The following is a 23,572-nucleotide window of genomic DNA, read 5'->3' on the forward strand; positions in this document are numbered from 1 at the left end:
TATCGGGGCGGTTTCTGATGCCGCCCTTTCGTTCAGTTAGAGGATCCTATGCAGCGGCTGTTGATTGGTTTTTGTGCTCTCTTTTCTCTGGCGGTCCAGGCCGCCCCGCTGACCCCGCCCAAGGGGGGCCAGTACGCCGTCATCGTACAGGGCAACAACGGGGTGGAATTTGCCCGTCATGCCGATGACATGATAGCCCCCGCCTCCACCATGAAGGTGCTCACCGCGCTCGCCGCCCGCCTCGAACTCGGCGCCGACTTCCGCTTCGCCACCGACATCCAGGCCCAGCCCGGCGCCAAACAGGGCACCACCATCAACGGCGACATCTGGATCAACTTCGTGGGCGACCCCACACTGTCGCGCATGGATCTGGTGGCCCTGTTCAAACAGCTAGGCGTCACCCGCATCCAGGGCAACGTCTATGTCAACACCGGCGCCTACAACGGCTACGAGCGCGGCAACGGCTGGTCCTGGGGGGATCAGACCCTCTGCTTCGCCGCCCCTGTCTCCTCGGTCATCATCGACAAGAACTGCGCCTACGGCACCATCACCGCCACCCAGATTGGCAAGCCTGCGGTGGGCAACGTGGCCACCGGTGTGCCCATCGGCATCGGCGCCGACAACGTGGAGGTGATGAGCTATGGCGACATGGCGCGCCAGTTCTGCGCCCTGGAGGTGGACATGGCCAAGGGCAACTTCTACGAGCTCAAGGGCTGCATTACCCCGAACAAGGAGCCGCAAGGGCTGCGCTTTGCCATCCACGACGTGGAAGCCTGGGGCTGGGACAACATCCGCTGGGCCATGAACCGCGCCGGCATCAGCCACGACGGCCTGCTGCGGGTCACCCATCAGGCCCCTGTCGGTGCCGACACCCTGGCCACCCACTACTCGGTCTCCCTGCCGGTGATGCTGTCCAAGATGCTGAAAAAATCTGACAACCTCTACGCCGATACCTTCCTCAAAACCGTGGGTCGTCACTACTACAACAAGCCGGGCAGTTATCGCAGCGGCACCATGGCGGTGCGCGCCATCCTGACCAAGCACGGCATTGACCTTGGCAACGCCACCCTGGCTGACGGCTCCGGCCTCTCCGCCCACAATCTCATCAGCGCGCGCCAGATGTTGTCGGTGCTTAACTTCATCCAGAAGAACGATGCCGAGCTCGACTTCATCAAGCTGCTGCCAAGCTCCCAGGTGGACGGCACCCTGGCCTGGCGACGCAGCGTCACCGCTCCCATGATGAAGAACAAGGTGCACGCCAAGACCGGTACCATCACAGGTACGTCGAACCTCGCCGGTTTCATCGACACCGCCGGTGGCCAGCGCAAGGCCTTCGTGATGTTCCAGCGCGGTCTCTCTCCCAGGATCCGGCGACCCACGAGCGCTACCGCGCCAGCAAGGCGCCCTGGCCCTGGACCGTCTTCGAAAAAGGCGTGCTGGAGAGCATCTACCAGCAGCAACCCATCCAGATCGTCGAGCAGTGATAGACGGGCTGCCTTGCCGGCAAGGCAGCCTCATTCCCCGGCCTTGGGGCGAAACAGGGACGCTGGCGCCGTCATCAGCAGTGGGCGCAATCGGAGATGGCGAACGTAAGCATCGCTATTTTCAGCTTTGACTGACAGGGCGCCAGGGCTATGCTGTGCCCAGCCTCATCTCAATGGCCTTCTTCAACGGCTTGTTTAATGGAGAGAAAAGATGTTTGTAGAGATTTTTGGTCGTCCCGGTTGCCCCTATTGCGTGCGTGCCAAGCAGATTGCCGAGCAACTGACCGAGGAGCGCGATGACTTCGAGTTCCGCTACGTGGATATCAACGTGGCCGGGCTGACCAAGGACGATCTCGCCGCCAAGGCGGGCAAGCCGGTCACCACTGTGCCGCAGATCTTCCTGGATGAGCAGCACATCGGCGGCTGCACCGATTTTGAGGCCTATGCCAGAGCCAATCTGGGTCTGTAAGCCCCGACACCATGAAAAAAGGCGCCTCTGGCGCCTTTTTTCATGTCGCCAAGCCTGCCTCAGGACACCGGCGTGAAGCGGCTCACCACCTGTCCCTGATGTTCAATCCACTCCATGAACATGGCGACGGGGCGGGCATAGACCTGACCATCCTGTTCGGATTGATAGATCACCAGCTGCTCCTGGGTTTCGGTGTGCAAAGCCAGGGCCAGAACCTGGTAATAGCCCCCCTTGAAATGGCGGTAGCGACCGGTGGCGGGTGCCTGCATGAGTGAACCTCGAGAGCGGGAAGATGAGCCCCGTGCCTGCGTGCTCCCCTGGCAGACCCGACGGGTCGGGGCCTTTTTTACCCCAGCCAATCGTGCCAGATGGGGGAGATATTTCAATACACTCATGTTGCATTATGAATCTGCCCCTCATCTTTCACTGATCTACCAAAGAGAGACAAACGATCATGCTGAATTTAACATTTCAACAACCCTGTTTCAGGGGTAAATATCAGGGATTTATTCCATAAATTAGATTGTTCTAGCATTCAATTCTGTGAAGAATAGGGGCAAAGAAATTTGATACTAAAAACAGCTTTTCTGCCAACGCGCCCCACGGGGAAGGAATCACGCTCACCATGTTCACTATCGACAAGTCGCACAAGCTCGACGATGTCTGCTATGACATCCGCGGCCCGGTGCACAAAGAAGCTCGCCGTCTCGAAGACGAAGGTCACCGCATCATCAAGCTCAACATCGGCAATCCGGCCCCGTTTGGCTTCGAAGCACCGGAGGAGATCATCAAGGATGTGATCCTCAACATGCCCCAGAGCCAGGGCTACTGCGACTCCAAGGGGCTCTTCTCCGCCCGCAAGGCGGTGATGCAGTACTACCAGCAAAAAGGGATGCGCAAGGTCGACATCGACGACATCTACATCGGCAACGGTGCGAGCGAGCTCATCGTGATGGCGATGCAGGCGCTGCTCAACAACGGCGACGAGATGCTGGTGCCCTCCCCCGACTACCCGCTCTGGACCGCGGCCGTCACCCTCTCCGGCGGCCATGCGGTGCACTACCGCTGTGACGAAGGGGCTGACTGGTATCCGGATCTCGACGACATCCGCGCCCGAATCACCCCGCGCACCCGCGGCCTGGTGCTGATCAACCCCAACAACCCGACCGGCGCCGTCTACGGCAGCGAGTTTTTGCTTGAAGTGATCGAGATCGCCCGTCAGCACAACCTCATCATTTTCGCCGACGAAATTTACGACAAGATCCTCTACGACGACATCTCCCACACCAGCGTCTGCACCCTGTGCGACGATGTGATGGTGGTGACCTTCAACGGCCTCTCCAAGGCCTACCGCGCCTGTGGCTTCCGCCAGGGCTGGATGGTCATCACCGGTCCCAAGGGTCGTGCCAAGGGTTATATCGAGGGGCTGGAGATGCTGGCCTCCATGCGGCTGTGTGCCAACGTGCCCATGCAGCACGCCATCCAGACCGCCCTTGGGGGCTACCAGAGCATCAACGAGCTGATCCTGCCGGGGGGCCGCCTGCGTCGCCAGCGGGACAAAGCCTGGGAGCTTTTGAACGAGATCCCTGGGGTCTCCTGCGTCAAGCCCAAGGGGGCGCTCTACATGTTCCCGCGCCTCGACCCCAAGGTGTACGACATTCGCGATGACCAGAAGATGGTGTTCGACCTGCTGCAGCAGGAGAAGCTCCTGCTGGTGCAAGGCACCGGCTTCAACTGGCCGGCACCGGATCACTTCCGCCTGGTGTTCCTGCCCCGGGAAGAGGAGCTGGAAGAGGCCATCGGTCGCCTCGCCCGCTTCCTCAAGGGCTACAAGCAGTAAGCAAGGCTCATGAAAAAGGCTCCCGCGGGAGCCTTTTTGTTGTCTGTCGCTTTCTATCCGCGCCATCAGCCGTGGAGCAGGGCCCCGGCCACCAGCACCGCCATGGTGATGAGGGCCACCCCGATGATGAAGGGCAGCACCCAGCGCACGAAGCGATCGTAGGGGATCCTGGCGAGCGCCAGCCCCGCCACCAGGTGGGCGGCGGTGGGGGCGAACAGGTTGATCCAGCCGGAGGCGGACTGATAGGCGGTGATCACCAGATCCCGCGAGATGCCGGAGAAGTCCGCCAGCGGCCCCATCAACGGCATGGAGACGTTCGCGAGCCCCGAGGTGGAGGGAATGAAGAAGCTCAGGATGATGTGCACCAGATAGGCCATCAGGATGAAGACCGACGACGACAGCCCGCTCACCAGTCCCTCGGCCCAGTGCAGTATGGTGTCGATGATGACGCCGTGCTCCATCACCACATAGATGCCGCGCGCCACCGCTACCACCAGGGCCACCCCGATGAGATCCCGCGCCCCGTTCAGGAAGGTCGCCACGTAGTTGGACTCCGGCATCCGGTTGATGAGGGCAATCAGGATGGAGGCGCTGAAGAACAGGGTGGAGAGCTCGTCAGAACACCAGCCCAGGGTGGGCAGCAGATCGATGCCCAGATCGGACCAGGGCACCACCGCATAGATCATCAGCAGGAAGGTGCCGAAGAAGACCAGCATGGTGAGCTTCTGCTTACCGCTGAAGGCGAGGTTGCCGCTCTTCATCTGGGAGAACTCGTCGTCATAAACGATGTCGGCCAGCACGGAGCGGGACTTGTTCTGCTGCACCTGCCTGGCGTAGCGCATCACGAACCAGGAGGCGAAGATCACCAGCAGCAGCCACTGGATGACCCGCAGCCCTATCCCCTCACCGATGGGGATACCCGCAAAGCCGGAGGCGATACCGGTGGCAAACGGATTGACGGTGGAGGCGAGCACCCCGACCCCGGAGCCGAGCAGGATGATCCCCGCCGCCACCATGCGATCGAAACCCGCCGCCATCATCACCGGCACGATGAGTGCCCAGAAGGCTACCGTCTCCTCCGCCATGCCGAAGGTGGAGCCACCCAGGGCAAACAGGGCGATCAGCACCGGTATGAGCAGCCGCTCGCGCCCGGCGAAGGTACGCACTATGGCCCCGACCCCGGCATCCAGCGCCCCGCTCTGCATGGTCACCGCCAGAAAGCCGCCGATGATGAGCACGAAGAGTGCCACGTCCGCCGCCTTGTGAAAGCCCTGGATGGGCGCCTTGAGCACATCGAATACCCCCTGCGGTTTGGAAGGGAGCTCGGTGTAACTGCCGGGTACCGGCAGCAGTCGCTCGTCACCGCTGTAGTCGGCCACGGCGGCTGCCGCCACCGGCTGCTGGGTCTTGGCCGTCACATAGTTGTATTTTCCCGCCGGCAGCACCCAGGTGAGGGCCGCCATCAGGGCGATGATGATGAAAAGCAGGGTATAAACCGTGGGGAGCTGGCGCTTCTTAGGCGCCTCATGGGATGTGGTCATGACTTTCGTACCTCGGCGGTGCCGTCTGTGATCCGGACAGCGCAAGCCTAGCGGGTTTGTTCGGGGAAAAAGGTGATCGCGGATAATAAACCTGAGGCAACAGGTTGAGTCTGCTGCAAAAAAACAGGGCCCGCAGGGCCCTGTCTGTGCTGGCGACCGACTTACAGCTCGACCACGTCGAATTGCACGTCCGGATTCACGTCCGCATCGTAGTCCACCTCGTCCAGGCCGAAACCGAACAGGCGCAGGAACTCCTGCTTGTAGCCGGTGTAGTCAGTCAGCTCGGAGAGGTTCTCGGTGGTGATGGAGGGCCAGAGATCACGGCAGGTCTGCTGCACGTCTTCACGCAGTTCCCAGTCATCATGCGGATGCGGGCCTGCTCGTCCAGCGCCATGTCGGCGCCGTACGGCGGGTGCGCATCATGCGGTCCACCTGCTCCATGCAGCCCTCGTGAATGCCCTTCTCCTTCATGATCTTGAAGGCCATGGAGATGTAGAGCGGCATCACGGGAATGGCAGAGGAGGCCTGGGTCACCACGGATTTGAGCACGGCCACGTGGGCGGTCCCCCCCTTGGCAGCCAGATCGCCACGGATGGCGGTGGCGGCGCGGTCCAGATCTTCCTTGGCACGGCCCAGAGTACCGTGCCAGTAGATGGGCCAGGTCAGGTCGGTACCGATGTAGGAGTAGGCCACGGACTTGGCACCGTCAGCCAGCACACCCGCATCGCGCAGAGCCGCCATCCACAGTTCCCAGTCCTGGCCGCCCATGACGGTGATGGTGCTCTGGATCTCTTCCTCATTCGCCGGCTCGACGGTGGCGGTGATGATCTGATCCTTGTTGGTGTCGATGGCGGTGGAGGTGTAGACCTCGCCGATGGGTTTGAGGGCGGAGCGCACCACTTCGCCGGTATCCGGCAGCTTGCGCACCGGAGAGGCCAGGGAATAGACCACCAGATCGATTTGACCCAGATCCTGCTTGATGAGCTCGATCACCTTGGCACGGCACTCGTGGGAGAAGGCATCGCCATTGATGCTCTTGGCGTAGAGGCCGGCCTCTTTGGCGGCCTTGTCGAAGGCGGCGGAGTTGTACCAGCCGGCGGAGCCCGTCTTGGTCTCGGAGCTCGGCTTTTCGAAGAAGACACCGATGGTAGCAGCTCCGCTGCCGAAGGCTGCGGCAATGCGGGAGGCCAGACCATAGCCGGTGGAAGCGCCGATCACCAGCACCTTCTTGGGGCCATTCTCGATGGCGCCCTTGGCTTGGGTGTAAGCGATCTGGCGACGAACATTGGCTTCACAACCGACCGGGTGGGTGGTGGTGCAGATAAAGCCGCGAACCTTGGTTTTGATGATCATGTGTTGTCTCATATCCGTTTGATGATGAAATCGGGGCATAAGATACCTCATTGCGGCCCGTTATGGTGCTCTGATGTGTTGAACTGCGGGGAAACAGGTGTAGCCCGCCGCGAAAAAATAAAAATCTTCTGGGGTAAAACGACAAACAGAGTCAGCCGCATTTATCAAACTCGGTGAATCAGGAATCACCCAGTTTGAAAGACCAACAGGGGTTTAAACCTCGATTTCATAGGTTGGTAAATCAGGCGCGGGCCCAATGATGGCGCCTCCCTGATAAACGCCTCTGGCCGATGGCCACCCCTCCCCCTCGCACGATTCACTACGCCCGCCCCCGGGCCTCCAGCGTGGTACTGGTTACCCTCGTTGCGGTGACGGTACCGACCAGCAACGGTTCGGCGCCGGGTATCAGCTCCCGGAACTGCTTGAACAGGTTCATACAAATCGCACCACACTCAGTTGCTGGCGCACCGTCATGGCCTTGTTCTGTAGCTCAGCAGAGACCCTGACGCCCCGGTTGTATCCCTTCCAGCCATCCACCGCGAGCAACGCCCCGGGCAGAATAAGCCCCGTTCGCCGGACAACGGCAGCTGATGGTCTGGGTGCGCTTCGGCATAGTCTTGGCCAGCCCCACCACACCTTGGGCGCGGGCCGCCACCACATCGCACACCAGCGGGTGGGTGATGGCCAAAAGCCTGCCGCTCCCCTGCTGTGCCTTGGCGCAGCACCCGCGCGTTGATGCCCTGATGGCCACCGCTGACATAGATGCCGTTCGCAAGGCTGCCCCGGCTGGAAGTCGCTGCCCAGCGTCGTATGATGAAGCGCGGGGGATGGCCACGTCGGCCAGCGCCCCATCGATCTGCCAGGGCACGGTCGGATAGCGCGGCTTGATGACCAGGTGCCGATCGCGCTGGTGCGGGCAACACGAACCCACCCGCCGCCTCGGCCAGGACTTGATCGCCTCGATGGGAGATCTGGCTGTCCAGGCTGAAAAATCCGCCAGGTACCAGCCAATCCGGCGCCTGCCAGTTCCAGGACCAGCCGAACGGCAGCAGCGCCTCAGCGAGCTGGGCCATGGTCGCAGCCCCGATCTCGCTCACTGCCTGGGGTAAAGACATGGGTCGGTGACACAAAATAGGCCGTGCGAGAGCGCCCGGTGAGGGTCGCCGACTCACGGGCAAATCTCTGGCTTGATTGCCAACCATCGCACACGCAATCCCACTGCTGGCCGTTGACGAAGATGCTTACCTCCTCCTCGTCCTCATCTCGGCTGCCGCGATGCGGGGGATCTGGGCCGTGAACTGCCAGGCCCAGGAGTCGGTATCAAGTTCGATGCCCAGCGAGTGGCGGGAATGTCGAGCCCGTCTCTGACTCGCACTATCTGTGCTGCGTTTGCTCACCAGGTAAACCCTCCTGGGTTGGAATAACGATGTGGGCTTGCCCGAACCAGACAACTCCAGGGATGCGCCCCCCCGGGGGCGGCCGAACGCCAGCTTGCGGCTGCGCTTGTCCGGGCGCTCTGGGAGATGGATGGGGCTTGGGGGGCGGCGTGATGCCCCAGGGGGGCTGTATCGCCTCGTCCCACCCATCCCCCAAGCTTTTGCGAAGGGGCAGACCCCACTGCCAGCGCTGGCCGGTCAGGGTGAACCCAGCCCGATACCCGGGCCCAGCCGCCCTGCCACTCGTTGTCCAAGCGCGGCAGGTCACGATAACCGCACACTGCCAGCACCCCCCCTGGTGGCCTCACGCCACGGCGAGCGCGGAGTGACATCGCAGCGCGGCAGGCTGGTAAAGCCGGTTCCGTGGGTCGTGCCCAGTGCCGGGCCTTCTTCAAAGCGATCCTGCACCAGGTTATCGCAGCGCGGCATCTGGGCCGCGACACCTACCAGAGTGCTCTCCAGCGCCGTGCCCTCTTGCCAAGACTGCTGATGGTGCGCCTGGGCCACCCCGGGTCGCTCCCAGTGGCTGATGACGCTGGCCACTACATCCTGGGCTTGCTGCCACTGACCCTGGCTGGTGTGGCTCGGCCCCCGAAACACGTTGATGTCATAGCCCGCCTCAATCTGGTAGAGCGCGGCCCGCGCCGTCACGGTCAGCGTTGCATCGATCACCACGCTGGCGGTGATGTCCGTGACCGTGGCAGGGGCCGTGCTGGCCAGGGTAGCCGGATGGATGGGCGTGATCGTGACATCTGTCAGCGGTGCCTGCCCCTGCCCCTGCAAGACGGCAGGCAGCACCAGCCCGGGGGAGCTGGCGAAGGTGGGCGGCAGACAGGTGCCCTGCAGCACGGCCACATAGCGCACCACCATAGCCGGGTTCAGCTCCAGGGCAGCGGACGACTTGCGGGCCTTCTGCAGCGCCAGGCGGGCGTCGGTTCTGGCCATGCTGACCTCTTGGCTCACGCAGAGCGGTTAGGGTTCGGTGAAGGTGGCATTGTTGATGCGCACCATGGCGCCCGCATACAGCTCGTTCGCCGGGATCTCGATGTCGGCCCCGCTGCCCGGTGGCCCCACATCCAGGTCTGCGATAAAGACCCCATCGCGGTTGGCCAACCGCCCCCACGCCTGGACTCCGTTGCCGGTGACCATCTTCTCGGCAAGCGGCTTGAGGGTCAGCACCCCGCCCGTCACGCTCTGTGCGCAGGGGTGGGTAAACTGCATGGCGACCAGCAGCACCTGGCTGGTGACGGCGGCCCCCGGGGCGGGCCGTGGCCCGGTATAAATGGTGAGGGTCGCCGGCCCCGCACTGCCTGAGTCGATGGCCGTGGCCAGCAGATCGGCGCGGGCGGTGCGCAACGTATCGGAGTAGGTGAACATATCAACCTCCTGACAGACCGACCCCCTCACCGGGGGCGTAGGGGGTGGGAAGCTGGAAATCAGCCGCCACGGCGTTGTAATCGGCCGGGCCGAACGCCGGATCATCCTGGGCGACCACCATGTAACGGCGGTTGAGCCAAAGCAGGTCGAACCGGTACTTGCCGTCAGATGCCCGGCTGTAGGTCTCGCCGATGAGGTTCCCCGCCTGTTCAAAGCACAGTACCCGGCGTCTGACCCCCTCCCCGTTGATGGTGACGGTGCTCTCGATGTAACCCTGCTCGGCGCTCTGTTCGCCATCCCGGATCCAGTTCAGATCCCGCCCCTGGCAAAGCGGCGCCGCCGTCACCGGCAGGGCAGACATGGGGCCGGCATAGACTGCCCCTGGACTGCCACGCCACTCAACATCCTGCGGCTCGAACTGGCTGCGGGGCTCCTGGTTGGCGGGAACGGCATTGAGCGCGGCGGTCTTGATCACCGGGTCACCCAAGCGAAATGGCTGGCGAGCGGTGATCTCCTCTTGTGTCAGGGGCCGACCATAAATGGCGACATCACAGGTCTGGCAAGAGCCGTTATTTACGGCGTTGTAGTAATAGGCCCCCACCGTCAGGTATTTGCCGGCTGCTTGAGAGAACACATCGAACGGCACCGTCATTGCCGAGTCTTTCACGCCGTCGATGTAAACCTCGGTCGCCGTGCCCGCCTCATTGAGCTGCACGACATAGTGATGATTGCCGACTGATAGGTTTTCCCAGAAGTTGGTCAGCGAGGGGTAACTGACAGGCACCGATGGGTTGGTCATATTCTGGTAACTGCACACACCCAGGTTGTCTTGATAGAGCAGCATGTATCGGCCCGCGTTCCCTGTAAGGGGCTGATTCACACCGATGGCGGTGCTGTATGTGCCATTTCCTTTTTCGCCATCCAGTCTGAATATCCCCTCAACGGCCTTGATCTTCGGCAAGCTGTCCTGGGCAATCCGCAGTGACCCACTAAATGGGGGCGTCAGAACCGATGGCACCAGTTGTGTCGTCATCGGTGGGGCTAAAAAACTCACCGAACCGACCGGGGTGAGATGACGGTTATTACCACTGAGATCATTGCCGTTACTGTTCAACGGCCAGTAAGCAAGCAAACCAGCGGTGGCCTGAATGAGATCAGAGAGTGTGGCCATGCTTACCTCCACGGTCCGGTCAGATCAAACGCCACCAATGTGACCAGCCCGGCGGTGGATTGTGTCTCCGAATAGCACGGCTGAATAAAGCGCACAATTTTCCCGGGCACGGCGGGCAAGTCAGCGAAATTCTTGCGATCCCAGCCCGCGATGGTGCCATAGGGCACAATCAGGCCCGGCATGAAGCCACGCAGGTTAGACCCTGTTTCAAAGAGCATGATGGGATCGGTGCTCATGTAAAAACCGTTATCCGGGCCGTTGGGGGTATTCATGCCGGTGCCAAACCGGGAAAAGATGCCTTTCAGCCACCAGTCAGCAGAGCCAAACAGTTGGCTATATGGCCGCGCCATTTTGCGATAGAGAGACACATCAAAGTTGAGGAACTGGTTGCCATAGTTGCTGTTGGATGCCCCAGCGCCTTGAGCCCAGTTTCTGGCCGTTTCTGTCGCCAGCAGGCTGGGATAATGGGCTATGACAGCATGATAGCGATCCCCTGGCCTGACCGACTTCAAATAGCCGAAGAGGTAGAAATGCTGGTAGTTCGAGGCGCCATAGGCGGGCAGAAAATAGAACAGCTGGGGATCACCGATAAGATCCCAACGCTTGTCGCTATAGCGCCCCGTGGCAGGCCAGCGGTGCTCGTAAATGGTGGTGAAGGTGTTGATGTCCACCACATCCTCGACCATGGCCACCTTCGCCAAATAGGCGTTGGCTGCACCGGTCCAGCCGCTGAATGCGGTGTTGTCGATGCGCAAGGAAACGTTGCCCGACTCGCTGACATTGGTGGGGCGATAGATGGCCACCTGGCCGTCACCACTCTCATGGGTCAGGGTCCAGCCGAGGGGTGCCACCTTCATCGACATGGTGCCGCTGCCGGCACTGCCCGGGTTGCCGCCGTCCAGCTCGAACCAGACTTCGGTGCTGCTCACCTTCTTCACTCGATGCTCGCCGTTGTAGGCGGCCGGGCTCGCCCCGCTCACCTCGATCACCGAGTCTTTGAGGTAGGCGTGCCCGCCGGAAAACGTGGCCTTGGCGGCCCCTTCGGCGGCATCCCACACCAGGGCATTGATCGTGAGGTTGCCGAACCCGGTCACCAGCAGCCTTGAGCAGGGCCGTCAGGGCCCGGCGGTGGTGTCCCCCAGGCTCGGGGCTCCCTGCATCTGACTCGCAAACCATTTCACGGAAACGCCATGATGATCTCCTATGGGGTGGGGCAGATTGCCCCACCTGGTTGGTCCTTATGGGGTGTTGATGTTGCCGCGCAGGGCCAGCTCAAACTTGTCGGTATCCTGTGACGCCACCGACTGCAACACGGTACGGATCGGCCAGAAGGGGGCGCCGGCTGCCTCGGTGTGTGAAACGCAGCACGTTGCCACTCGCCCAGCCTGACCCCCAGCCCCGCTTGTCCAGCAGGAAATAGGGCTGGCCGTTGTTGGGGTTGATGGGGGCCAAGTCGGTGTTTACATCCCCCGCCGCGATCTGGCCCACATGCTCCCCGACCAGCACAAAGGTGGTGCTGGAAGTGAAGATCACCGCCCAGCGCTCCTGCAGGGCGCCCCGGTTGGTGACCAGGATCGGGTAAACCGTGTCGTTGTATTGCGCCGTAGACTGATCGCCGATGAGGTAATCAGACCAGACATTGGTCCACGCCTTTTGATCGAACAGGTTGGTATACCTGGCCCACAGGTCGCCGATGATGAGGGCGCTGGAGACATAGGTATCTGCCGGGTCATAGGCATGGGACAGTGCCTTGGTCAGCAGCAGGCGCCCCGAGATCTCCACGTCGCTGACCAGGCTCATGTCCTCAATGCGATGCACGGCATAGAGGGTTCGACATAGCCGGTCAGGTCTAATGGGGTGCCGAGGGTCACCACGCCGCTATCCAGTTGACGCTGTAGAGGGTGGTCGCCAGCGCCTTGCCATTCTTGTCCTCCACATGGGCATGCGCCAGGCGGGTGCGGCCGGTGCTGAGCTGCTGCCCTGCACTGACCCCCAGCGGGAACGCCGACTTGCGGGTGCTGTGAACCACCACCGTGGTCCCCTTGCGGATGAAGGGCACCCGGCCATCGGACGGCAACCGCACCGGATCCAGCCCGATGATGTCGGCATCGAGGGGTAGATAGCTGAACACCACACAGTTGAACAGGATGGTGTCGGCCACCACGCTAGTGGGGCGCCAGATCTTGCCGTCCAGCCCCACCTGGTCAACGTCATACCAGGGCTGGCTCTCGTTGCCCGCAGCGGTGACGAACCGACCAAAGCGCACCGTCACCACCCGGTCTGGTAGTTCACCCGGCCATCCATGTCGGTGGTGGTGAAATAGCCGTCCCCGTCCGCCGTGGCCTCAATGCGCCGCCCGCTCGCGGTGTTGGCGCTGATGTAGAGGCTACCCGGCGCCACCGGCGCCCCCGGGGTGCGGAAGGTCACCTCATCCACCGACTGGGCACTGAACGAGGTGGCCAGGGACTGCAGCGACGGCTGCGCCGTCTGCCCGGCCGCCCAGTCAGACAGCACCGCCAACCCGTTCGAGTAGTCGATGGTCCCTGCCTGGATACCGGATCCCGTCTCCGGGTCCGGGTTGCGGTAGAGCAGGCCTTGGCGGTCTACATAGACCGCCCCCCCCAGGGTGAAGCGCAGCGACCCTTCCAGAATGGCCTCCGCAAACCCGGGGGTGACATCAATGCGCAGCGCCTGGGCGGTCAGGGTGGCGTTTTGCGCCAGCGCACTGTTGTTGTTGCGGTAGGTCACCTCGACCCAGCCCCCTCGCCATCGGGAAGGTGTACGCCGTGTTGTGGTACTCGATGCCGGTCATGGTCCAGCGCTGCACCGCCACCTGGTTGTTGCCCACCCATTTGGTGCCCACGGTCACCCAGGCATAGGTCGGCTTGGGCAAGGGGGCACTGCCATCCGGCATGAAATGCAGGGTGCCGGCGGCGTAGTTAATGGCCCAGGGTGTTGCCGCTGGCGTCCTTGAGGTTGCCCTGGCCGTCATCCAGCAGGGTGATCACCGGGTCGCGGTCTCTGGATCACCAGCTCCTTGATCGTCCACATCGAACTTGTGATAGAGCGCGTTGAATTTGACATGCACCGACCGGGGGTCAGGTTGGTGGCCCCGCCACCTGCCCCGTCCAGGGTGATAGAGAGGTGCCCCACCTGGCCGGGGGGTACTCAGGCGCCCCGGTTCAACGTGGCGCTCGGTCACCGGCTCACCGTACTGGTACTGGGCGATGTACTCCTGGCCCAGCGCCGGCAGGGTGATGTGATCGAGGATGATCACCCCCTCGGCATAGTTGATGGTGCCGGTGATGTCGCCGCGCAGGCGCCCGTCCCCCACCGCATCGTTGGCCGTTTGGCCGCTGCCCCAAGTCAGGATCACGCTCTTGGGGGTGATCCCGGTGTGGGGCAGTTGCCATGCCGATTTGCTGATGCTGATGGGCTGGTTGCTGCGGTTGGTGTAGTTGACCGGGGTCGCCAGCTGAACAGGATCGCGTGTCCACGTCCGGCAGGGCCCCCAGGGTCAGCATGACCGACCCGGTGGCCAGGTTGACGATCCCGGTGCCGAACGAGCGATCCGCGCCGAACAGCTCGCCGCGCCCGTTGTCCTTCAAGTCGTACCATTTCCCCTGCGCCATAAACGACACCGTGAGGGTGCCCGGTGCCGGAGTCGGCAGCAGGGTGATGGTGTAGGCATAGCCCCGGTTGTTGGCCTTGATGTCGATCCTGGCCGTGTCAGCGATACGGGACGGGCGAGACGCTGGCCAGAAGCTGATGGTTTTGCTGGCGGCCCCGTAGTTCGGGCACTGGGCGTTGAACTCCAGCTGACCACGGCCATAGTCGATAGCACCCACCACGGACCCGGCCACAACCAGCTCGCCCCCCTTGTCAGTGATGACGGCCGCACCGATGGTGATGGTCAGGGTGCCGGGTTTTCACACCCGTGCCGAGGAACAGGCCCCGGCTGGGGGCAATGCTGACCACGGTCGAGAAGCTGACCAGCCCCTTGCCAGAGTCCACCAGGCTGGCCACTCGCCAGCCGCTGTCAGATCCACCGCTGGGGTCTCGGTGCGGGCAGACGGCACGATCTGGGTAAAGATCGTCTTGGCCCGCACCTGCATGGCGCCCAGGTTCACCGCCTCCGCCAGCTTGGTGGTGGCGAAGTAGTTGGCGGCATCGGCCACCACGGTTTCCCGCAGGGCGGTTTTTGACGTTGGTCACCACATCAATAGGGGGTCGGCTGCTCCCCCTCGAAGGTGTAACGCAAGGGTCAGCCAGCTTGCAGGTCACCACGTTGCGCGTGAACTCGGGCACGTTGGGCACCTGGAACTTGGCCAGCTGCTGGGTGACTTCCAGCACCCGCACGTACTGCTCGAACTCCCCCGCCTTGCCCTCGTTGCCGACCGCACCAGGGTCTCCCCCACTTCCGGCAGGCGCACCTCGACGCGCTGGAAGAAGCGGATCGCCCGCTGGCCTTCGAGCTGGGTGTCGTACAGGAAGCCGCGCCACTTGGGCCCACGGGCCAGATAACGCTCCAGCACGTCGCGGGCATTGGCGCGGGTGTCGTGATGATCCCGGGTGTTGATGAGGCATAGCCCCACGTTCGGGTCAGCCGGGGGCACCTGCACGATGTATGGGCACCCCGATAGGTGTCCGTGTCATCCGTCTGCACCGCCAGAAACGCCTTTGCGCATGCTGACCACCCCATAAGTGCGGTCGAGATCGCTGATGTCCTGAAACAGGCCATTGTGCTCGCCGCTCACGATTTCATGACCGGTGATGCGGCCGCCGCCGTCCGTGGTGTCAGTCAACCGCTGGACTGGCCATCAGTTTGATGTCGCCGGAATGAATGGTCATCGGATCACTCGGTGAAGTTAAGAGTCAGGGCATAGGGCTCACCCGCCTCGGGTCAGCCATCTCGATCACGGGGATGGCCACAACACCAGGCCGCCGCCAGACCACCTCCCGCTGCTGCCCATCGAGCAAAGTGAGGGTCATCAGCGGGCCACCTGCGCCTCCAGCGCTTTTAAGCAAGAGCACCGTGGCGCGGGGGGCATGGCCCACCAGGGTGATGGGGCGTCCCTCCGGCGTGGCCGTTTCCTCGACCAGGAGAGCGCCAGAGAGCGTCGGCGTGACAACCTGCTCGACGGGCGACCAATCGAACTCGTCGCGCCAAACGAGATCATCGGGCAGAGCAGCCCGTTTAAGGTGACGTTCATGAGCGCAATCCTTGCTGTTTAAGGAGGTTGATAAAGGCGGCAGCATTGGCCTCATCGGCCTGAACTTCGGCCCGGGCGGAGCCTGATCTCAGCTCGATGATGATCCGCTGGGGCTGCCCCTGGGTGAACGAGGTTTGGGAAGATGGCCCGGCTTGACTGGCAGCGAGGTGGAGGTCTGCGCCTTCTCTGCTTCCTTGGCCTGGGCTTTGCTCAGTTCCTGCTGAGCTGCTTGGTGCGCATGGCCTCCATCTCCTTCTGGAACTTCTCGCCGTAATACTTGCTCCACTCGCTATAGGCCGGGATGTCCCTGACCTTCTGGCTGTAGCGGGCCAGCTCCTCTTCCACGCCGGCGAGCGTGTTGGCCAGGGCATCGGCGTTGCCCCGCAGGTTGTTGATGTCCACGGTCTTGTAGAAGAACGAGCCGGCGCCCACGCTGCGGGTCACCTCCCCCGGCCACCCCGAACCGCCCCCGCTCCTGCCGCAGCGCCACGGCGTTGCCGGTCTGCACAGCTTCGTCCTGTACGCCACGAAGGCCCGAGCGCATGGCATCGGGCGCACTCGCCTTTATCGAAGCCATCGCCGATCGCCGCCACCGCCTGTTTGGCATCGCCGCTGCCCCTTTGATCTTGTTCATCGCATCATTGGCGATGGCCATGGAGCGGGTGATGCGTCCCCGGTGAGCTGGCCCTGCTTGGCCATCGCCTGCATGCGCTCGATCACCGCGTCGATCTCGGCCTTGTTCTTCGCCTGGTTGAGAACGCCGCCGCCAGGTGGATCCGCTGTGCTGCACCAGGGTATCCAGGGCGCCGAGGGTCTCCTTGAAGCTCTCGCCGATGCGGCCATTGGCCCGCTCGAAGTCCAGCCCCAGGGTCTGGGCAGCCTTGCCAAGGTGGGGGGAGCTCTGCCGCCGTTTTCCTGGCGACGGCATTGATCTCATCCAGGTAGTCGGGTCTGCTTGGCCTCGGTACCGATCTCTTTGACGGCGGCGGCCCCTTGTCGCCAGCTGCCGGTCGCCTCGTCGTAATGCACCTTGCCCTCGGCCACGGCCCCGGTCCATGTCTTCCACACTGGTGATTGCAATGCCCAGCTGCGCCGAGAGCGCCGCCAGTTGGCCATTGAGCTGGGCCTGGGTTTGCGAGCGCAGGGTCTGCGCCTCTCTCAGGGCCAGCTCCGCCTGCACCCATTGGCGCAGGGCGTTGGCGAACTGGGTGATCTGGATGATGGATTCCACCGTCACAGCGGCCAGCACAGCCCTGATGGCCATGCCCAGCGCCCGCACGCCGATAGCCGCACCGGCTGCCGCCGTCCCTGCCGTGGTCATGCCACCCGCCGCCGTGGCCGTCGCCGCTGGCAGGGCGATGAACTGGCCATAGAGGCCGCGCAGATCGGCAATCCAGCTGGCGATTTTCAGGCCATACCAGGCCTGGGCCATCACCAGCAGGGCATCCCGCCAGGCATAGACGGTCTGGATAAAGGCCTTGATGGACTCCCAAGCCCGACGATGCCATCGGAGAGGCGCTGGGCCCACGCCTGCAGGCGGCCATCCTGGGCCATCTGGTCAAATTCACGGTTCAGGCTGGCCAGCTGGTTCTTGAGCCAGGTCAGCGCCCCGCTCTCCGCCACTATGCGGTAGAACTTGGCCAGGTTGTCCTGGGCGTTGGAGATAAGCCCCGAGAGCAGGCTCATGTTGTTGGCCGCCGCCCCGCTCGACTGGGCGGCGATCTCGTTCATCAGCGCCTGGATGGTGTCACGGCCGAGCTTGCCAGCCTCCGAGAGCTTCTGCAGCTCGGCGGTGTTCTTGCCGGTGACCTGCTCCAGCAGTTGCCACACCGGCACCCCGCGTTCGATCAGCTGCAGGATCTCCTCCCCCTGCAGCTCTGCTTGGCCCAGGCCTGGCCGAGGGCCAGGGAGATGCCCTGCACCTCCTCAAATCCCCCGCCGAGCTTGAACGCCTGATCGACGATGCCCTGCATGGCGCCGTTCATGGGGTCGATGCCAAAGGCTTTCAGGCGCACGAAGACCTGAGTCACCTCGTCGAGCTGCAGGGGTGTTCTTGGCGAAGTCCTGGATCCAGACAGAGGCCTCTTGCCGCTGGCAATCGACCCCATCACCGCCTTGAGCTGCACATTGAGCCGCTCGGCCTGATCGCCGGTCTGGAACATGGCCATCAGTTGGGTGGTCAGGGTCTGGATGCCGAACCAGGTACCGGCCAGGGCCACCAAGCGGCCAGTCAGGCTACCGATGGCCCCCTGGAAGCCGCCAGCGCCTTGCGCTCCCTGCACCAGGGAGCGCCCCAGCCGCTCGGTCTGGGCCGCGCTCTCACGCAGTTCGCGCTGCAGTCTGTTCTGTTCCTGGGCGAGGTTGCGGGTATCGAGCCCGGCTTGGGAAAGGCCACATGCAAGCGGCTATGGCTGGCCGCCTGGGCGACCTCAGCTGCTCCAGCTGCTTGACCTCGGAGGCCAGCAGTCGTTCCTGGTCGGTGAGCTGGTGGGCGCTGCCTGCTGCCCCCTGCTGCTCGCCGGCGCAGCTTCGACAAGCGGTCCCGGGAGAGCACGTGGCCAGTTCGAGCAGAGTCAGGGCGCGGCCGCTGGCCTCGAATTGATTGATCAGCTCCTGCTGCTGAGTCAGGGTTTCCAGGGTTTGCGCCAGGCGCTCGGTCTCGGCGGCGGTCTCGTCAGAAAGGGGGCCCAGTTCCTGCACCTGCCCCGCCAGCGCGGCCAGATCCTCGCGGCCAGTGACCTTGGCTGCCAGCTCCAGGGCAAGTTTGAGGGTGGGAGAGGTGGACATGGGGCATTCCTGAGAGATTCAGATATGCCCTATGATAAATTGGTAGAGATTATTATGATTTATTGCAGATTACAGAGGGCTATCACAGGCAGCGAACGTGTTCGTTTACGTTGCCTCATCCTAACATAGGATTTAAAGACATCATTGGAGGAGCAAGTGGATGAAGCACAATATCCTGGAGGTTCGAAATCACGAGTAATAAAAGCTGGCGAGCGTATCCGTCAGAATACAGCGACACCAGAGGACTTCCAGATTATTGAGGAATGGCGAGCTGCGCATCGTGGTGTACTGAATACTTTCCAAGCTATACTTCGAAACCGTACGAGTCACACGAACATCTCCGTGGCTCAGCGTCATAAGCGAAAAATGACAATCTTTGACAAGCTAAAGCGTTTTCCAAAGATGCAATTAGCACGAATGGATGATGTTGCAGGCTGCCGGCTAATTTTTCACTCTACTGATGAGCTATTAGCGTTTCGTAGCAAGTTCCATAAGGCCAGATTTAAGCATCGACTTCGAAATGATCCGGATAAGTATGACTACATAAAAACTCCGAAACGAACTGGATATCGTGGAATTCACGACATCTATGAGTATGATGTTAATTCTATTTCAGGAAAACGCCTTACTGGTTTGTACATTGAAATCCAATATAGAACACTAGTCCAGGGTAATCCCCCGAAAAACTGAGGTGCTCATAAGTAGAATTTTCTCGTATCTTGAACGCAGGAGGTTCTACATGAAAACATCACGCTTTAGCGATGCACAGATCATCGCCATCCTCAAGCAGGCCGAGTCTGGTTCACCCGTCCCTGAGCTCTGCCGTGAGCATGGCATCAGCTCCGCCACCTTCTACAAGTGGCGCTCCAAATTCGGTGGCATGGATGCCTCTCTCATGGCGCGCCTCAAAGAGCTGGAAGAGGAAAATCGTCGCCTTAAGAAGATGTATGCCGAGGAGCGCCTAAAGGCTGAGATCATCTCCGAGGCGATGGCAAAAAAGTGGTGACGCCATCTGCCCGCAGGGAGATGGCGACCAAGGCTGTGGCTCATTACGCCATTTCTATCCGTCTGGCTTGCCAGGTGTTCAAGGTGAGCGAGGGTTGCTACCGTTATCAGCCGTGCTGGCTGATGAAAACCAGGAGATTGCCGACTGGCTGCTGCGCCTCACCGCCAACCAGCGCAACTGGGGTTTCGGACTGTGCTTCCTGTACCTGCGTAACGTCAAAGGCTTTGGCTGGAACCACAAGCGGGTCTACCGGATCTATCGGGCGCTAGAGCTCAATCTGCGGATAAAACCCAAGAAGCGGCTAGTGCGGGCCAAGCCGGAGCCGTTGGCAGTCCCTGACCAACCGAATCACTGTTGGTCGATGGACTTTATGCATGACCAGCTCAGCGATGGTCGTTCGGTGCGGTTGTTTAATGTGATCGATGACTTCAATCGCGAAGCACTGTGCATCGAGGTGGATTTTTCCTTGCCTGCCTCGCGAGTCAAACGGGTGCTGGAGCAGGTCATCGAGTGGCGGGGCAAACCAGCCGCAATCCGCTGTGATAATGGTCCGGAATACATCAGCGAAGAGCTCAAGCAATGGGCGCAGCAGAAGAGGATTGCGCTGAGGTATATCCAGCCAGGCAACCCGCAGCAGAATGCCTACATAGAGCGATTTAACCGCACTGTGCGTTACGACTGGTTGGGCCATTACCTGTTTGAGTCACTGAATGAGTTACAGGAATTTGCCACGAACTGGCTGTGGGTTTATAACCATGAGCGGCCCAATATGGCGCTGGGCGGCTACACGCCGAAACAGCGCTTGGCACAGGCCGCATGACCTCTACTTTTGAGTGCTCCAAAAATGGGGGGATTACCCCAGCACGCATGGGCTACAGCTGTTGAAGTCATTGGCTTCATTACACAGAGTCAGCCTAAGTTTCAACGTGGTGATAAACGTTATGAAAAGGCAATGGCATTAGCAAGTGAATTGCTAGCTCGAGCTCATGAGAAACAGACAGGCCCCTTCCCAGGTGCAACTGATCAAGAAGTTCTGAACGAGTTTCTGGAACTCGATAGAGAACTCCACCTGATGCAGACGTTACGAGGCCTGAATGTCACGAAGAGTGATGTCACTGATAAAAGAAACTCTATTCTTAATTCTCTCTAGAAGGTGACCTAGAGGTTCGTAACTATCGTGACGCTACTGATGCATTACGAGCACTATTCGAGCTTGAGAAAAGGATGCCGGAACGAGATATTGTATTGGTTCGTGCCGATACCAGCGAAGAAGTTCGCTTAGCTTTCAGGAACTATTTTACTGATGCTAGTGATTTTGTTCGACTTGTGAATGATGCTTGTACGATTCTGGGTGGTAGAAAAATGTACAAAAGGCAATCAAAAAAAAATAGATCTTCAGGTCTACCCCAATAGGTATAGAGTAATTTTCCAATTATTTAAAGATGGCGGACCCCTTCCGCCATCTTTATGTTGAGCTACTCTACGAGCGCCCAACCTCAACCCATCCTTTCTGTGGCAAGCCGGTTTAGGCCACACTCTAACCATTTAAAAAAAGATGAGAATGATTGACAACCCACAAAAGGGTGAAACAATAAAAATCCACGATAAGAGATTTTAGACCAGCAACTGGGGTCATCTCACTTGGGCTACCTTTTTCTATACCCTACATCTTTGCTGCCTTCATTATCATAATTTTCATTCGTTTTCTCGGTGGTTTTTGAGCGATGCTCATTTGGATTCAGATAATAAGGGGGTATATATGGAAAAATCTTTTAGTTTTCTATTTATGAAATTTACTGGCTATAGTTTTGAAACAGCATGGGCAGTATTTGTAGTATTGTGGGCTGGTAGCCTGTTGACCTAAAATTTCTTCAAACAAAACGGCGGGTCTCCCCGCCGTTTCCTTTCCACCCGTCACACCGTCCCCGGCCGATCCACATAGAAAGGCGCATCTTCGCCGTCCAGGCCAGCAGCTCCCCCTCCAGTTTCGATCTCGATGGGCTTGTCGCTCAGGAAGTCCACCGCCTTCTTGGGGGCCAGACTGGCGCGGGGCACTGTCAGGATAATGGACTCCCCACCGATCACACTGCGCCCATCCAGGGTGAGCTTCGCCTTCACCTCCGGCTGCACGTTGCCGGCAATGCGGGTGCCGGTGACGGCGTTATAGCTGGCGCTGACGGTCACGGGCCCACCGTCTGCCACCGCGCCTGTCTTGGTGGCCCGCAGCAGCCCCAGGGCATAGTTGATCTCGAAGTCGGTACCGAGCACCAGCGGCGTGGCCCCTTCCGTCACCACCAGGCCGGTGGCCGAGAGGTTGGTTTTGCCCAGGCTCACCCACTTGGGGTGCGCCAGCAGGGTCACCGGCACCTCGGTCAGCGTCCCCGCCCCCTGGTTGATGGGGCTCTCCAGCCCCATAAAGGCGGCGGCCAGCAGCACCGGCGGGATCTCGCTGGTCTTGATGTTGACCGTGGCAGGCTTGGGCACGAAGTAGCTTTCCCGGGCCTGACCCAGCTTGTGCTTGCGCTTGCTCGGGATACTGATCTTCTCGCTGTCCGGTTTGACTTCCAGGCTGTTGACGTCCACCGGGCCAATCACCCCGTTCGAGACGTTGTTGGTGAAGGTCTCGATATAGAGATCCCCTTCCAGGTGCAGTGTTTCGCTCATGACCGTTCTCCCTTGAATTTCACTGTCGTCTTGAAGGCGAGGGGCAGATAGACCACCCCACCCTTGTAGCTCGGCTTGACCGGTGCGCTTTCACGCCGAAAGGTACTGTCACCGCAGGCCCGACCGGCCACGGCCTGCAACATGCGCCCCAGCCACACCCCGGCGCTGGCCTCCTTGGGGGTGGCCCTATGCACCAACACCAGCAGCCAAACCTGGTCAAACGCGCTTTGCCGCCCGCTTTGGCTGCTCTCGTTCTCTCGCTCTCCCTGGTAAATTACATGAATGGCCGGGGTGTGCTGCCCCAGGTTGGCCACCGCCTCCAGGTCGGTGGCCACAAACACCTCCTTGAGCCCTTGCCCTTTCAAGGGCAGCAGCAGCTCGCGCAGCCGCTCCCCCGCCGCCAGGTAGTCGAGTTCAGGCGTGGGGGCACTCATAGGAAGCCCCCAGTTCCCCGGCCAAAGATCCGGCCATCGGACTGCAGCTGGGCCAGGTTCTGGCTCTCCACCTGCTCGCCGTCTGCCGCGAGGCCCAGCGCCAGCTCTCCCTTGCCCACCGATTTGAGGAAGGCCAGGGCCGCCTCATAGCGCTTGGCGATCTGCTCCGGCGCCTGCTCGCCATAGAGGCGGTGGCGGGCGATATCGGCGCAGATGGGCACCAGGGCGCTCGGCACATGGGCCAGCGGCAGCGGGTAGCGTCCCGCCAGGTAGCCATCGATCAGGGCGCTGGCGTCCTGCAGGGCGACGGTGATCGCCGCGTCATCCAGCTCGCCGGCCGGGGTCATAGCGAGGCGCAACAGCTCCGCCTCGCCAAAGCGGGTCACCATATCGCTGACGCTGGCGTAGCTCATTTGCCTTTGCTCTTGCTGCTGGCGGGTGCGGCCGCAGGCTCTGCCGCATCAGGGGCCGGGCTCAGGCCGCCCACTGCTGCGTCCAGATCCCCGTTCGTCTGCGGTGCATCAGCCGACGCGAGGGCGACGTCTTCACCCAGGCGGGTGACCACCAGGCGCGGATCGGCCTCCAGGGTCTCGCACTGCACAGGCGACACAGCCAGCTCAGACTTACCAGGTGCAATCGCCAGGGCCGCGCGATAATAGACCTGACGAACCGTCGATGTGATGCCAACTCGAATAGCCTGTTCCATCTCGTGTTCCATCTCATGTTTCCCTCTGTCTCGTTCAATCCAGGATCCGGTTTAAACGGGGGTTAAACGCCCACACTCGCTCGTTTAACCC

General features: G+C 61.3%; 28 protein-coding genes and 4 pseudogenes. 8 read left to right on the forward strand and 24 right to left on the reverse strand.

From position 1 onward, the window contains the following. Positions 1–48: 48 nt before the first annotated feature. Together dacB and I6L32_RS22305 are read left to right on the forward strand one after the other, a co-directional pair. A pseudogene (dacB, locus tag I6L32_RS22300) lies at positions 49–1,484 on the forward strand (D-alanyl-D-alanine carboxypeptidase/D-alanyl-D-alanine-endopeptidase). Between the two features lie 211 nt (positions 1,485–1,695). After that, the gene (locus I6L32_RS22305; protein ID WP_010674029.1) at positions 1,696–1,953 is read left to right on the forward strand and encodes a GrxA family glutaredoxin; all 258 of its coding nucleotides are present in this window, start codon (positions 1,696–1,698) and stop codon (positions 1,951–1,953) included. Between the two features lie 59 nt (positions 1,954–2,012). Here the strand turns inward: I6L32_RS22305 and I6L32_RS22310 are convergent, their stop codons facing one another. After that, positions 2,013–2,222 carry a DUF1653 domain-containing protein gene (locus I6L32_RS22310; protein ID WP_216945350.1) on the reverse strand — a complete coding sequence of 70 codons (210 nt, stop codon included), beginning with the start codon at positions 2,220–2,222 and terminating at the stop codon, positions 2,013–2,015. Positions 2,223–2,578: 356 nt separating this feature from the next. Between I6L32_RS22310 and I6L32_RS22315 the strand changes: the two genes are divergently transcribed. Next, positions 2,579–3,793: a pyridoxal phosphate-dependent aminotransferase gene (locus tag I6L32_RS22315; protein WP_005302243.1), complete on the forward strand. Its 1,215-nt coding sequence runs from the start codon at positions 2,579–2,581 to the stop codon at positions 3,791–3,793. Positions 3,794–3,858: 65 nt separating this feature from the next. Here the strand turns inward: I6L32_RS22315 and I6L32_RS22320 are convergent, their stop codons facing one another. The 16 genes and pseudogenes from I6L32_RS22320 to I6L32_RS23415 form a co-directional block, all read right to left on the reverse strand. Continuing rightward, positions 3,859–5,334 carry a YfcC family protein gene (locus I6L32_RS22320; RefSeq protein WP_216945352.1) on the reverse strand — a complete coding sequence of 492 codons (1,476 nt, stop codon included), beginning with the start codon at positions 5,332–5,334 and terminating at the stop codon, positions 3,859–3,861. 161 nt (positions 5,335–5,495) lie between these two features. Beyond that, positions 5,496–6,687: pseudogene (gene fabV, locus I6L32_RS22325) on the reverse strand (enoyl-ACP reductase FabV). Positions 6,688–7,177: 490 nt separating this feature from the next. Next, a complete protein-coding gene (locus I6L32_RS23365; RefSeq protein WP_254203925.1) occupies positions 7,178–7,375 on the reverse strand; it encodes a hypothetical protein in 198 nt (65 codons plus the stop codon). 1,012 nt (positions 7,376–8,387) lie between these two features. Continuing rightward, positions 8,388–9,068 (reverse strand): hypothetical protein, encoded by a 681-nt coding sequence (locus tag I6L32_RS23370; protein WP_254203926.1) that lies wholly within the window; start codon positions 9,066–9,068, stop codon positions 8,388–8,390. Between the two features lie 27 nt (positions 9,069–9,095). Beyond that, the gene (locus tag I6L32_RS22340) at positions 9,096–9,500 is read right to left on the reverse strand and encodes a hypothetical protein (RefSeq protein WP_216945354.1); all 405 of its coding nucleotides are present in this window, start codon (positions 9,498–9,500) and stop codon (positions 9,096–9,098) included. A gap of 1 nt (position 9,501) precedes the next feature. Next, positions 9,502–10,671 carry a LamG domain-containing protein gene (locus I6L32_RS22345; RefSeq protein ID WP_254203927.1) on the reverse strand — a complete coding sequence of 390 codons (1,170 nt, stop codon included), beginning with the start codon at positions 10,669–10,671 and terminating at the stop codon, positions 9,502–9,504. 2 nt (positions 10,672–10,673) lie between these two features. Continuing rightward, entirely contained in the window at positions 10,674–11,765 is a 1,092-nt protein-coding gene (locus I6L32_RS22350) for a hypothetical protein (RefSeq protein WP_254203928.1), read from the reverse strand. A 178-nt stretch (positions 11,766–11,943) separates the two neighbouring features. Beyond that, complete coding sequence (locus I6L32_RS23375; RefSeq protein WP_254203929.1) at positions 11,944–12,471, reverse strand: hypothetical protein; 528 nt, start codon at positions 12,469–12,471, stop codon at positions 11,944–11,946. Between the two features lie 67 nt (positions 12,472–12,538). Continuing rightward, complete coding sequence (locus I6L32_RS23380; RefSeq protein ID WP_254203930.1) at positions 12,539–12,937, reverse strand: hypothetical protein; 399 nt, start codon at positions 12,935–12,937, stop codon at positions 12,539–12,541. Between the two features lie 2 nt (positions 12,938–12,939). Then, positions 12,940–13,419 carry a hypothetical protein gene (locus tag I6L32_RS23385; RefSeq protein WP_254203931.1) on the reverse strand — a complete coding sequence of 160 codons (480 nt, stop codon included), beginning with the start codon at positions 13,417–13,419 and terminating at the stop codon, positions 12,940–12,942. Continuing rightward, positions 13,349–13,663: a hypothetical protein gene (locus tag I6L32_RS23390; protein ID WP_254203932.1), complete on the reverse strand. Its 315-nt coding sequence runs from the start codon at positions 13,661–13,663 to the stop codon at positions 13,349–13,351. The genes I6L32_RS23385 and I6L32_RS23390 overlap by 71 nt, the downstream gene beginning before the upstream one ends. A 12-nt stretch (positions 13,664–13,675) precedes the next feature. After that, on the reverse strand, positions 13,676–14,047 hold the full coding sequence (locus I6L32_RS23395) for a hypothetical protein (RefSeq protein ID WP_254203933.1): 372 nt from the start codon (positions 14,045–14,047) through the stop codon (positions 13,676–13,678). Positions 14,048–14,600: 553 nt separating this feature from the next. Beyond that, complete coding sequence (locus I6L32_RS23400; protein WP_254203934.1) at positions 14,601–14,849, reverse strand: hypothetical protein; 249 nt, start codon at positions 14,847–14,849, stop codon at positions 14,601–14,603. Positions 14,850–14,951: 102 nt separating this feature from the next. Continuing rightward, complete coding sequence (locus I6L32_RS23405) at positions 14,952–15,293, reverse strand: hypothetical protein (protein WP_254203935.1); 342 nt, start codon at positions 15,291–15,293, stop codon at positions 14,952–14,954. Between the two features lie 30 nt (positions 15,294–15,323). Next, on the reverse strand, positions 15,324–15,476 hold the full coding sequence (locus I6L32_RS23410; protein ID WP_254203936.1) for a hypothetical protein: 153 nt from the start codon (positions 15,474–15,476) through the stop codon (positions 15,324–15,326). Between the two features lie 618 nt (positions 15,477–16,094). Then, positions 16,095–16,328: a hypothetical protein gene (locus tag I6L32_RS23415; RefSeq protein WP_254203937.1), complete on the reverse strand. Its 234-nt coding sequence runs from the start codon at positions 16,326–16,328 to the stop codon at positions 16,095–16,097. A 98-nt stretch (positions 16,329–16,426) separates the two neighbouring features. On the opposite strand from I6L32_RS23415, the gene I6L32_RS23420 reads away from it, so the two are divergent. Both I6L32_RS23420 and I6L32_RS23425 read left to right on the forward strand, forming a co-directional pair. Next, positions 16,427–16,564, forward strand: coding sequence for a hypothetical protein (locus I6L32_RS23420; RefSeq protein ID WP_254203938.1), 138 nt, complete (start codon positions 16,427–16,429; stop codon positions 16,562–16,564). A gap of 11 nt (positions 16,565–16,575) precedes the next feature. Then, positions 16,576–16,815 carry a hypothetical protein gene (locus tag I6L32_RS23425; protein WP_254203939.1) on the forward strand — a complete coding sequence of 80 codons (240 nt, stop codon included), beginning with the start codon at positions 16,576–16,578 and terminating at the stop codon, positions 16,813–16,815. 2 nt (positions 16,816–16,817) lie between these two features. On the opposite strand, the gene I6L32_RS23580 is transcribed toward I6L32_RS23425, so the two are convergent. Further along, entirely contained in the window at positions 16,818–16,952 is a 135-nt protein-coding gene (locus I6L32_RS23580) for a hypothetical protein (RefSeq protein WP_302056401.1), read from the reverse strand. Between the two features lie 11 nt (positions 16,953–16,963). Between I6L32_RS23580 and I6L32_RS23430 the strand changes: the two genes are divergently transcribed. Then, positions 16,964–17,257: a hypothetical protein gene (locus I6L32_RS23430; RefSeq protein WP_254203940.1), complete on the forward strand. Its 294-nt coding sequence runs from the start codon at positions 16,964–16,966 to the stop codon at positions 17,255–17,257. A gap of 58 nt (positions 17,258–17,315) precedes the next feature. Here the strand turns inward: I6L32_RS23430 and I6L32_RS23720 are convergent. After that, a pseudogene (locus I6L32_RS23720) lies at positions 17,316–18,052 on the reverse strand (tape measure protein). A 151-nt stretch (positions 18,053–18,203) separates the two neighbouring features. Then, complete coding sequence (locus I6L32_RS23445; RefSeq protein WP_254203943.1) at positions 18,204–18,671, reverse strand: hypothetical protein; 468 nt, start codon at positions 18,669–18,671, stop codon at positions 18,204–18,206. Between the two features lie 156 nt (positions 18,672–18,827). Between I6L32_RS23445 and I6L32_RS22365 the strand changes: the two genes are divergently transcribed. Together I6L32_RS22365 and I6L32_RS22370 are read left to right on the forward strand one after the other, a co-directional pair. Further along, a complete protein-coding gene (locus tag I6L32_RS22365) occupies positions 18,828–19,361 on the forward strand; it encodes a RelA/SpoT domain-containing protein (protein ID WP_216945356.1) in 534 nt (177 codons plus the stop codon). 49 nt (positions 19,362–19,410) lie between these two features. Further along, positions 19,411–20,497, forward strand: a pseudogene (locus I6L32_RS22370) (IS3-like element ISAs22 family transposase). A 1,094-nt stretch (positions 20,498–21,591) separates the two neighbouring features. Here I6L32_RS22370 and I6L32_RS22375 read toward each other — a convergent pair. The 4 genes from I6L32_RS22375 to I6L32_RS22390 are packed head-to-tail and all read right to left on the reverse strand — an operon-like array spanning position 21,592 to position 23,493. After that, positions 21,592–22,341 carry a hypothetical protein gene (locus I6L32_RS22375; RefSeq protein ID WP_216945358.1) on the reverse strand — a complete coding sequence of 250 codons (750 nt, stop codon included), beginning with the start codon at positions 22,339–22,341 and terminating at the stop codon, positions 21,592–21,594. Then, positions 22,338–22,775, reverse strand: a complete 438-nt coding sequence (locus I6L32_RS22380; protein WP_210538344.1) for a hypothetical protein — start codon at positions 22,773–22,775, stop codon at positions 22,338–22,340. The genes I6L32_RS22375 and I6L32_RS22380 overlap by 4 nt, the downstream gene beginning before the upstream one ends. Then, the gene (locus I6L32_RS22385) at positions 22,772–23,188 is read right to left on the reverse strand and encodes a gp436 family protein (RefSeq protein WP_210538343.1); all 417 of its coding nucleotides are present in this window, start codon (positions 23,186–23,188) and stop codon (positions 22,772–22,774) included. The genes I6L32_RS22380 and I6L32_RS22385 overlap by 4 nt, the downstream gene beginning before the upstream one ends. Further along, on the reverse strand, positions 23,185–23,493 hold the full coding sequence (locus I6L32_RS22390; protein WP_210538342.1) for a hypothetical protein: 309 nt from the start codon (positions 23,491–23,493) through the stop codon (positions 23,185–23,187). Before I6L32_RS22390 ends, I6L32_RS22385 begins: the two co-directional genes overlap by 4 nt. Positions 23,494–23,572 lie beyond the last annotated feature (79 nt).

The sequence above is a fragment of the Aeromonas sp. FDAARGOS 1402 genome, from assembly GCF_019046925.1.
In the GTDB taxonomy this organism is placed as follows: domain Bacteria; phylum Pseudomonadota; class Gammaproteobacteria; order Enterobacterales; family Aeromonadaceae; genus Aeromonas; species Aeromonas caviae.